This window comes from Actinospineispora acaciae DSM 45401, from assembly GCF_000620785.1.
Classification (GTDB): domain Bacteria; phylum Actinomycetota; class Actinomycetes; order Mycobacteriales; family Pseudonocardiaceae; genus Pseudonocardia; species Pseudonocardia acaciae.
Map to the genome: position 1 here is coordinate 1 of NZ_JIAI01000043.1, position 9,514 is coordinate 9,514.

Below are 9,514 nucleotides of genomic sequence, written 5' to 3' on the forward strand. Positions count from 1 at the left end.
GCGATGTTGAACCGGCGCCAGCCGGCGAGCTTGGGGGTGTCGAACTTCTGCTCGACCTTCTTGCCGGGGACGTCGAAGTGCAGCAGGAACAGGTCGAGCCGGATGGGGCCGAAGTAGAGCTGGAGGGAGAGCCGGATGACGGGGAAGAACCCGAGGATCCGGTTCTTCTTGGTGTCGGTGTGGTTGAGGTTGGGGGTGTCGAGGACGGTTGTGGTGCCGAGGTTGCCGTAGCTGATCTTGAGGCCGATGCCGAACAGGCCGCCGTGGAAGTCGAACTCGGGGCCGAACGCGGGGTACATGAGCGGTTCGGTGGCGGTGAAGGCTCGGTTGTACTTCAGGGCTCCGAGGAAGGCGCCGACCCGGCCGGTCCAGGCCCAGATGGCGGCGAGTCGTCCGCGCAGGCCGCCGGGTATGGCGCCGGCTTGTTTGGCTGCTGTCCAGACGTCCTTGCGTGCCTTCCAGGCGGCGCGGCTTTCCTTGAAGACCAGCTTGAAGTGCAGGAGCTGGGTGAACCCGGCCTTTTCGAGGATCGGCCCGAGGAACGGCAGCTTCTGCAGCAGGGTCTGCACGCCGGTGGTGTAGATGCGGTGCTCGACCGCGAGCTTGGCGTTCCAGGCCTTGGCCCAGGCCCACAGTGCCAGCGCGGCGGAGCCGGTGCCGATCAGCAGGCCGACCGGGCTGGCGGCGTCCATCGCGGCCCACGCCCCGGCGATGAACCCGATCGGGCCGGCCAGGCGCAGCGCGGCCCGCAGCATCTCCCGCAGGGGCGGTGCCCTGGGCTGGCGCGGGGTCCACCACGCCCGCACGCCCAGCACCGTCGACACCGCGACCAGGCCCACGCCCAGCGCGGTGACCACCGCGCCCGAACCGAACACCAGCACGGCCAGGCCACCGGCCAACCCCAACCGCGTCCCCACCCGCGCCCGGACCCGCGCCGGACCGGCCGGCATCGCCCCCCGGCGCTTCCCGATCACCGCCGCCAGCACCGCGAGGACACCGGAGCCGAGCAGGATCAGGGCCGACGGCCAGGAGAACCCGCTGTCCGGCGGAGCGGGCACGGTGGGAACGCCGGTCGTCGGCGGCGCCGGCTGCTGTGTCGAGGTGGTCGGCGGCGCGGGCTGCTGCGTCGAGGGCGGCTGGCCCGGGTTCGGCTGGCCTGGGTTCGGCTGGCCCGGGTTCGGCGTGCCTGTATCCGGATGGGCGCCGGGCACCGTGAAGACATCGGGCGGGGCGATGCGGTCGCGGCTCTCCACCGTCGGGAACCGGTCACCCTGCGCGGCCGCCAGCTTGTCGGGGTCGACGCCCACCCGCTTGGCGATCTCGTTGAAGGTGTCGCCCGGCTGGACCCGCCACTTGCCGTCCCACTTGGCCGGGACGTTCAGCGGCCGGTTCGCGCGGATCAGGTTCGGGCTGGCCCCACCGGAGAACTGGGCCGGGTTCGCGTCCACCCAGTCCTGCACGCTGGTGCCCGTCGCGCGCGCCAACGTGGACAGGTTGTCGCCCCACTGCACCTGCATCTGCCACGGGGCGGGCGCGTCCACGGCCTGGTGACCGGCCGCGTCCACGCTCACCGAGATCGTGTGGGCCGGCGTCAGGCCGGCGGCCGAGGCGGTGTGCTGCGAATCGACCGGGGAGAACAGCAGCATCACGACGGCGGCACCGACACCGACGGCCATGCCGACCGCGCGCCCGACCGGACCCAGCCAGCCCGGCAGGCCGGCCAGCGCGTCCCGGATCCGCTGCCACAGCGGCGGGGCACGCGGCCGGGAGCCGGTCTCGCCCGCCACCGACCGCCCGGTCCGGAACTGGGCGGTGGTCGACGAGCCGCCCGACCCGGTGCCGCCCTCGTCCGGCGTGCTCGCCGAGGGCTGGCCACCGCCGGCCGACCCGGCCGCGCCACCACCCGCGCGCGGCCCGCCGCCGCTGGTCGGGCCGCCGCCGGTGTGCTCGCCGCCACCGTTGGTCGGGCCGCCGCCGGTGTGCTCGCCGCCGCCGAAGTGCGGGCTGTCCGGGTCGTGAGTGGCGAGCTCGTGGTGGCCGATGATCAGCCAGTCCAGGACAGCACGCAGCCGGTCGGCCTCGGCGGTGGCGGGCTGGGCGCTCAGGTCGTCGCGCAGGCCGAGCAGGAGCTCGATGAGGTCATCGGCGCTCATGTCGAGCAGCTCGTGCAGCCGGCGCGGGCTGGTCTCCGGATTCTCGATCATCTCGTCGAAGATGTGGCGACGGCCGTCCACCTCGTCGACCAACCTGACCAGCTCGGTCGGTCCGCCGTAGCCGGCCTGGTCGGCCTGACGTGCCCAGGTGTCACCGGTGATGCGGCCGAGCTCGCGCATCTCCCGCAGCCGGTCGAGCGCCTCGGCGATCTGGCGCTCGCCGACGCCGATGGCGCGCCAGCGGGCGCCCAGCCGGGCGAGGTCCAGCCGTCGCAGGTCATCGAGGACGCCGTCCTCGTTCAGTGACGGCGCGGCGAGCTGTTCGCTGACGAACGGCGAGTCGATGTCCACGTCCTCGCTGTCGCGCCAACTGAGATCGGGCAGTGCCTCACCCTGGTCGATCAGCCACAGCTTGACCTTGCCCCACTCGGTGCCCTCGCTGAGGTAGTTGCCGAGGTGGCGGTCGCGCATGGCCAGGGCGTAGTCGACCGCCGCCGCGCGCCTGCGGTCCCGGGGCAGGTACCAGTCCAGGGTGCGGCGGGCCGGGCCGGCGTTGGCCAGCCAGCGCTGCGCCGTGCCGTAGCCGAGCGGGCCGTGCCAGGCGGTGGTGGTCGGGATCAGCTCCCAGCCCAGCTCGTCGACCAGGATCCACCCGCCGAGCTCGCCGAGGGTGTCGTCGGTCAGCCCGTCCCCGGCCGACACCTTGTAGGCCGCGATCGGGGTGTCGCCGGACTGAGCCCGCATCGGGTTCATCAGCGGTTGCCCGCCGGTCTTGGCCGACCGGATGACCAGGTCGGGGTCGGTCAGCTCGGCCAGCAGCCCGCGCTGCTCCTCGGTCAAGTCGGCCATCGTCGACCGCCGCTCACCGAGCTGGGCGACCGCGCGGGCGATGAGCTGGGTCGACACCGCGTGCCGGTACCCGTCGCGCCCGTCGCTGGTCAGGTCGAAGACCCAGTGGTGGAACAGCCAGGCTTCCCACAGGGCCATGACGGACGGGTCGGCGGCAGCTGCCCGTTCGAGCCACTCGGCGGCGTCGGCGGTGACCAGGATGAGCCCGTCCTGGGGCCGGCCGCCGGCCGGACGCAGCGCGAAGCCGAGCGGGTCGGCGCCCCTCGGCGCCTTGTCGGTGATCCGCACCAGCCGCAGCAGGGACCCGGGCCCCTCGGCCAGGTGGGGGAACTCGCCCGGGCTGAACGGCCGGGACCCGGTGGCCGCGTGTTCGGCGCGGGCGCGGGCGAGGCGCACCAGCCTGGGCTCGGCGTCGGCGAAGTGCGCCACGGCACCTTCACGGCCCCAGCGGCCGTTGTGGTGGTCCCGCTCGTGGCCCACCACGCCGTCCCACCAGTCCACGGTGAGCAGGCCCAGCTCGAGCAGCTCGGCGATCTCCGCCGCGGTGTGCGCGAACATCACGATCACCGGGCCGAGCTCGGGGTGGGTCCAGGCGAACGCGACCAGCCGCTCCGGCAGGTCGGTCGCCATCCCGGCGGCGGCCAGGATCGGCCGGGCGGCCCCGGCGTCCAGCAGCACGATCGGCTCGCCGCGGGCGTCCAACGCCGCCGGGACCGTCGCGTCCGCCGCCGCCCCGGCCGCCAACCGGCCCATCACGCCGGCAAGCTCGTCGGCCTCGCCCACCCGCAGCTCACCCAGCGCGCCGTGGTCGTGATCGGCCGCCGGGTTGGCGGCGGCGCCGGCCAGCTGGCCGCGCAGGGTGGCGACCAGGTCGGCGATGCGCGCGTGGTTGGCGGCCAGCTCGCCTCGGTGCTCGTGCCGGTCGCCGGCGGGGCTGGCCAGGAACTCCTGGACCCTGGTCAGGAGCCCCTCGGTGCGGTCGAGGTTCGCGGCGGCCTTGGCCGCGATCTCCTCGTCGACGCCGACGCCCCGCTCGGCCAGGCCCGAGATGAGGAACTGCCAGGTCTGCAGCAGGGCGTCCGCCTCGCCCAGCCGGTTCATCAACAGCCCGGCGAGCACGTCGGTCGGGGTGCGGCCCCTCGGCGCCGGGCCGCCCGGGCCGTCCGGGCCGGTGCGGCGGGCGGCGCGCAGCGCGGCGACCACCGTCAGGCCCACGACCGCGACCCCGGCTCCGACGAGGACACCGGCCCCGGTGGGCGCGGCGAGCAGCCCGAGGCCGAGCGCGGTAGTGACCACCAGGTCGGCACGGGTGGCGATCTCGGGCGTGACCCGGCGGGCGACGGCCTGGATGAGGGTCGCCGCCAGCAGCGCGCCGCCCACCAGCGGCAACGCCGCAACCAGCCCCGGGCCGAACATGGCGATCGGGCCGACCACGCTCAGCGCGGGCCTGGCGGTGGCCAGGACGCCCATCACCCCGGGCCGGCCCAGACCCCGCTGGTGGTGCCCCGGCCCGCCCTTCACGGAGCGCGCCAGCAGGGCGTGCATGGCGGCGCCGAGCAGCGGGGCGGCGGCGGTGACCGCCACGCCGAGCATCGCCAGCGGGGCGACCGGCACCCCGAACCCGGCCAGCGTGGCGCCGGCGACCGTGACACCGGCGAGCACCACCGCGGCGGGTCGCAACCGCACCGGGACGGTGAGCCGAGGCGCCTGGATCAGCGCCCGGGTGAGCCGGTTGCGCTCGGCGGCGCGACCGGCAAGAGGAGTGAGCGGGGCCGGCGGACCGCGGTTGCGGACCAGGTGGACGGTGCGCACCACGGCGCCGATCCCGACCAGCGCGGTCGCGGCGCCCAGCGCCGCCGTGAGCGGCGCCGCCCCGCCCAGGATGGCCAGCCCGGCCCCGCCGGCCACCGCGGCCGTGACCACCGTGCGCACCGGGAGGCGGCGGGTCGGCGTGCGGGGTTCGGCGGCCGGCGCGTGCCCGTTGCGGGCCTGGACGTGCGCGTTCATGATCAGCAGCGCCACCCGTCGGGCGTGGCCGGTGCCGGTGGGCCGGCGCAGCAGGCCGGTGGCATGCTCGACCAGCGTGCGCAGCTCGTCGTCGGTGAGCTGGCCGGCGCGGGCGCGCGCGAGCAGCGCGGTGTCGGCGGCGGGCAGCGCGTCGGCGAGCACGCCCAGCTCGGTGATGCCGTGGATGGTCAGCAGCGCGTGGAGCGCCTCGGCGGTCGCCGGGACGGCCGGGTCGGGTGACAGGCCCAGCGCCAGCATCAGCGCGTCGAGCAGGTCCTTGTGCGTCCAGTCCGGGTTCTCGGCCAGCCGGCTGGCCTGCTGCCACTGGCGCGCGCCCGGCCGGCTGGGCTCGGCCGGCGCCGAGGCGGGCCGACCCGAGTCCTTGGCCTGCTCCTGAGCCGCCTGTTCGCGGGCCTGGGCCTGGTCCAGCACCCGGCGCACGACCCGGGTGGTGTGGGCCGGCAGCCCCAGCCCGGCCAGCTCGGTCGGGGTCAGCGCCCGCAGCTGGGACACCGAGGTGATCCCGGCGTCGAGCAGCGCCTGGTAGACCTTGTCCGCGGCCCGGTCGGGCAGCTGGGCGACGAACGCCTCGATCCGGTCGTCCTCGGAGTTCCACAGCGCCCGGCGCTCCGCCGCGGACACCCCGTGCAGCGCCATCTCGCGCAGCTGCTTGCGGACGTGGTTCCACATCCCGGCGGTGTTCTCGCCGTGCTCCGCGAGGAACGCCGCGATGATCGCGTCCCGGGCCGCGTCCTCGCCGCGCACCCCGCCCGGGTAGTCCGCGCCGGGCAGCCGCCGCAGCCGGTCGATGACCCCGTCGAGGATGCTCCGGACCGTGTCCGGGTCATCGGTCGAGGCGAACTTCGGGTTCCTGGCGATGTCCTCGACCGAGGCGCCCCGCGCGTAGGCGAGGAACATCGCCAGGTCATCGATGGAGATCTCGCCGACCCGGGGCTGAGGTGCGGTGTCGGGGGTCTGCTCCGGCGCCGGGTCCCCGTCCTTCTTCTCCTTCTGGTGGTCGGCGACCAGCACGGCGGCCACCGCCAGGGTCGCGTCCAGCTCGTCGCGGTCCATGCCCAGCGCGTCGCGCAGCTCGGCGTCGCGCTGCTCGAACGCGCGCAGCTCGTCGGCGACGGCCTGGACCCGCTCGGCCGTGTCGGCGATCTCCTCGGCGGTGACCCCCTTCGGCCGCAGCGTGCGCGCCGGGATCTTCTCCGCCAGGCGCAGCGCGGCGTCGATCACCTGCTGCACGTAGGCGGCCTTGTCGGCCTGGGCCTGCTCGCCGCCGATCTCGAGGACCTTGTCGACGTCGCGGTAGTGCTCCACCGGCAGCCCGGCGTCGGTCAGCGCCTGCTGGAGGTCCGCATCGCTGAGGCCGGGGTTCTGACCGGCCCGCAGGGCGGCCAGCGCCGCCACGTCGAAGAGCTCGGCGTACTCGGCGGTCACGTCGACCAGGCCGGTGGATCCGTCCGGCACGACGGCCGGCTGGGACTTGGTGTTGCGGCCGCGCTCGGTGGAACCGTTCTGGCGTGCCTGCAGGTCGTGCTGCATCTGCCGCAGCTGGGCCACGGCGTGCATCGTGGTGTTGCCCCGCTCGGAGACCAGCTCATTGCCCGTCGCGGGGGCCTTGGCGGAGGTGTAGACGACCGGGCGGCCCTGGCGCAGCAGCGGGTCGTCGTTGGACAGCAGGTCGGTGCTCTCGCCCGGCTCGCCCTTGCGGGCCACCCGGTTGCGTTCCTGCACGTCGTTGTTGACGTGGCTGCGCCGGCCCAGCCGCCACTGCTCGAAACCGCCCTGGTCGAGGATCCTCTGCCGGTCGCGCTTGGTCTGGGCCTCCCACCTGGCCTTCACGGCCTTCGCCTCGGCGCTGTTCTCCTTCAGGCCCCGCGCCTCGATCTCGGCCTTGGCCAGCACCTCGGCGTCTCCGCCGATCCGGTAGTTGAACCCTCGGGTACCGCGCGGGGAGATGATGGTGACCATCCCCGGCCGGCCAGCGCGCGCCTCGATCAACTCGACCGCGAAGCCGTCCGGGGTGCCGGAGTGCAGCATCTGGTACTCGGTGCCCTCGGGCAGCAGCGCGGCCACCTTCTCGGCCATGTCCCGGGACTCCACGAAGATCTGCTGCGGGCGGCCGGTGGTGCGCGCCCGGTACGCCGCAACCCGCGCCGCGAAGGCCTGGGCGTCGTCCTGGGTCTCGAACCGCTTCGCCTTGTGGGGCGTCAGGTTCGACCGGATCTCGCGCTCGAGCGTGACCTCCACGCTCGGCTTGCCGTAGAGCGAGAGGAAGCCGGCTTCGTCCGGGGTGCCGGTGGTGCCGCCGAACTCGTGCTCGCGCAGGATCTCCAGCGGGGTGGTCTCGGCGATGACCTCCGAGTCCCCCCGCAGCTCCTCGATCCCGTGCTTGAGCCGCAGCGCGTTCTCCAGCAACGAGTCGAAGTGCGTGCTGTGCCGTGCCGTGCCGGTCGGCTCGTCGACGGGATGGATCGCGTCCGCACCCGGCTCGTAGTCGCGCCCCGGCTTCAGCGCGTCCTCGGCGGTCAGCACCGCGTTCAGTGCGTCCTCGAGCGCTTTGTTCTCCGGGTTGCTCAGGTCAACGGGCTGCCCTTCCTTGGTGGTCAGCTCCAGCACCTGCTGCTTGCCGGCCGGGGTGACCGCGGAGTACCGGCCGTCGTAGGTCTCCACGTGCGGGTTGGGCTGGCCCTCGTTGCGCATCAGCTGCGGCGCGATCCGGCGCGCCCAGGCCAGGGCGGCGGCGTGCTCCGGCGGGCCGGGCAGGTCCCGGGACAGCACCAGCGGTTCCTTCGCGCGTAGCCCGCCGATCAGGTCCGCCTCGTCGGCGACGAGGAACGGCGTGCGCCCGTCCAGCACCCGCTGGTCTTGCGGCCCGATGCTGTCGCGCAGGATGTCGAACCCGTGCTCCGTGTAGTCGGTGTAGGTGATGTCGGCGTCCCAGGCCTCACGCTTGCCCGCCGTGTCCAGCCGACTGCTGTTGAGGCGCACCGTGTAGCCGGCCGGCTCCCAGATCTGCTGGGCCTCCACGACATCACGCGCGGCGAGGTCGAAGGTGTGCGTCCACACCACTACGCCGTCGCCCCGGTCGGCCTTGGCCTGGCGCATCAGCCGCATCCCGCTGACCGCGTTGATCGTCAGGCTCTTGCCCGCGCTCGGCGCCATCCCTGCGATCGCCTTCAGGTCGATGAGCGCCGCGGCCCGCATCTGGCTGTGCCGCAGCGTCACGCCCGTGGTCAGCCTGATCTGCGCCTTGCTCCGCGCCAGTGCGGCGACCGCCACGTCATAGTGCGAGTTCGGGTCCTGCGCCTTCTCCGTCCACTCGTTCAGGGCTTGCTGGTCCATGCCCGCGAGCTCGGACCTGTCGAGCTCCTCCGCGGCCTTGGCGTTCGCCTTGGCCTGGGCCTTGAGGGCCTTGATCTCGGCCTTCGACGGTTGCACCGGCGCGGTGGTCGCCGAGGGCTTGCCGGTGCGTTCCCCCTCGCCGTCCTTGCTCTTGGTCGGCTCGGTCGACTCCGGGGCCTTGGCCTCGGTGGCGCCCACCTCGGGTCCGAGCAGCTCGCTCAGGTCGACCTTCGGCCCGTCGCCCTTGCCCGAGCCGACCACCAGGCTCGCCCTGGTGTTCTCCGGCGCCTCGGTCAGCGCGTCGTCGCCCAGGTGGTAGCGGTCGTAGTACCGGGTCGAGGTCTCCGACTCCTTGACGCCGACCCACAGGTGACCCTGCTCGTCGCCCGCGCCGTTGGTCCCCACGATGACGCGGGTGCCCACCGGCACGTTCGGGTCGGCCATGTACTGGTCGACCTGCTCCTTCGAGGTCTCCTCGTACCGGGCGTCGTACATCTCCTCGTGGCGCTGCTGCAGCGTCGAGGTGTCCCGGGTGGCCTCCGTCGGCTCCGGCGCCTGGTTCGGATCGGCCTTGCCCGGCTCCGGGCTGCCGACGAGCAGCTCGCAGACGGGGCCGCAGTCCTGCTTGTCCCGCCCGTGCTCGTCACCCTGGGGTGTGCGCCGCTCGGCTTCGCCCGTGGCGGACTGTCCGCCGCGAGCGGTGTCAGAAGACGCCTCACCACCCGGCGGCGGCAGGTCGTTCTCGCCGGCCTTGACGTTGGGTCGGGTGGGGAACCCGCTTCTGACCTTGTTGACCGCCTTGCTGAACAGGCCCAGCAGGCCCGAGCGTTGCGGGCCGGTGTGGCCGGCGGTGCCGCCGTGCCCACCGCCGGTGGGGCTCGCGCTCGCCTCGGCCTCGTTGCCGCCGGGCCGCTGGTTGGGCGTGGTCGGGGTGTTGCTGTGGCGGCCGCGCTGACCCGACCCGCCGCCGCTGGAGCCGGTGGCGCCGTTGGAGCCGTTGGAGCCGTTGCCGCCCACCGGCTGGGACCCGTTCTGGGCCGGGGCCGGGTTGGGCTCGACGGGGCGCGGGGTCTCGCTGGTGCCGCCGCGACCGCCGCCCTGGGTGCCGCCGCCCTGGGAGCTGCCGCCTTGGGTGCTGCCGCCTTGGGTGC

At 74.2% G+C, this 9,514-nt stretch carries 1 protein-coding gene; it reads right to left on the reverse strand.

The genetic code is table 11. The features are described from left to right. On the reverse strand, positions 1 to 9,514 hold a 9,514-nt coding region (locus N912_RS59460), incomplete at both ends, for a preprotein translocase subunit SecA (RefSeq protein ID WP_037070395.1).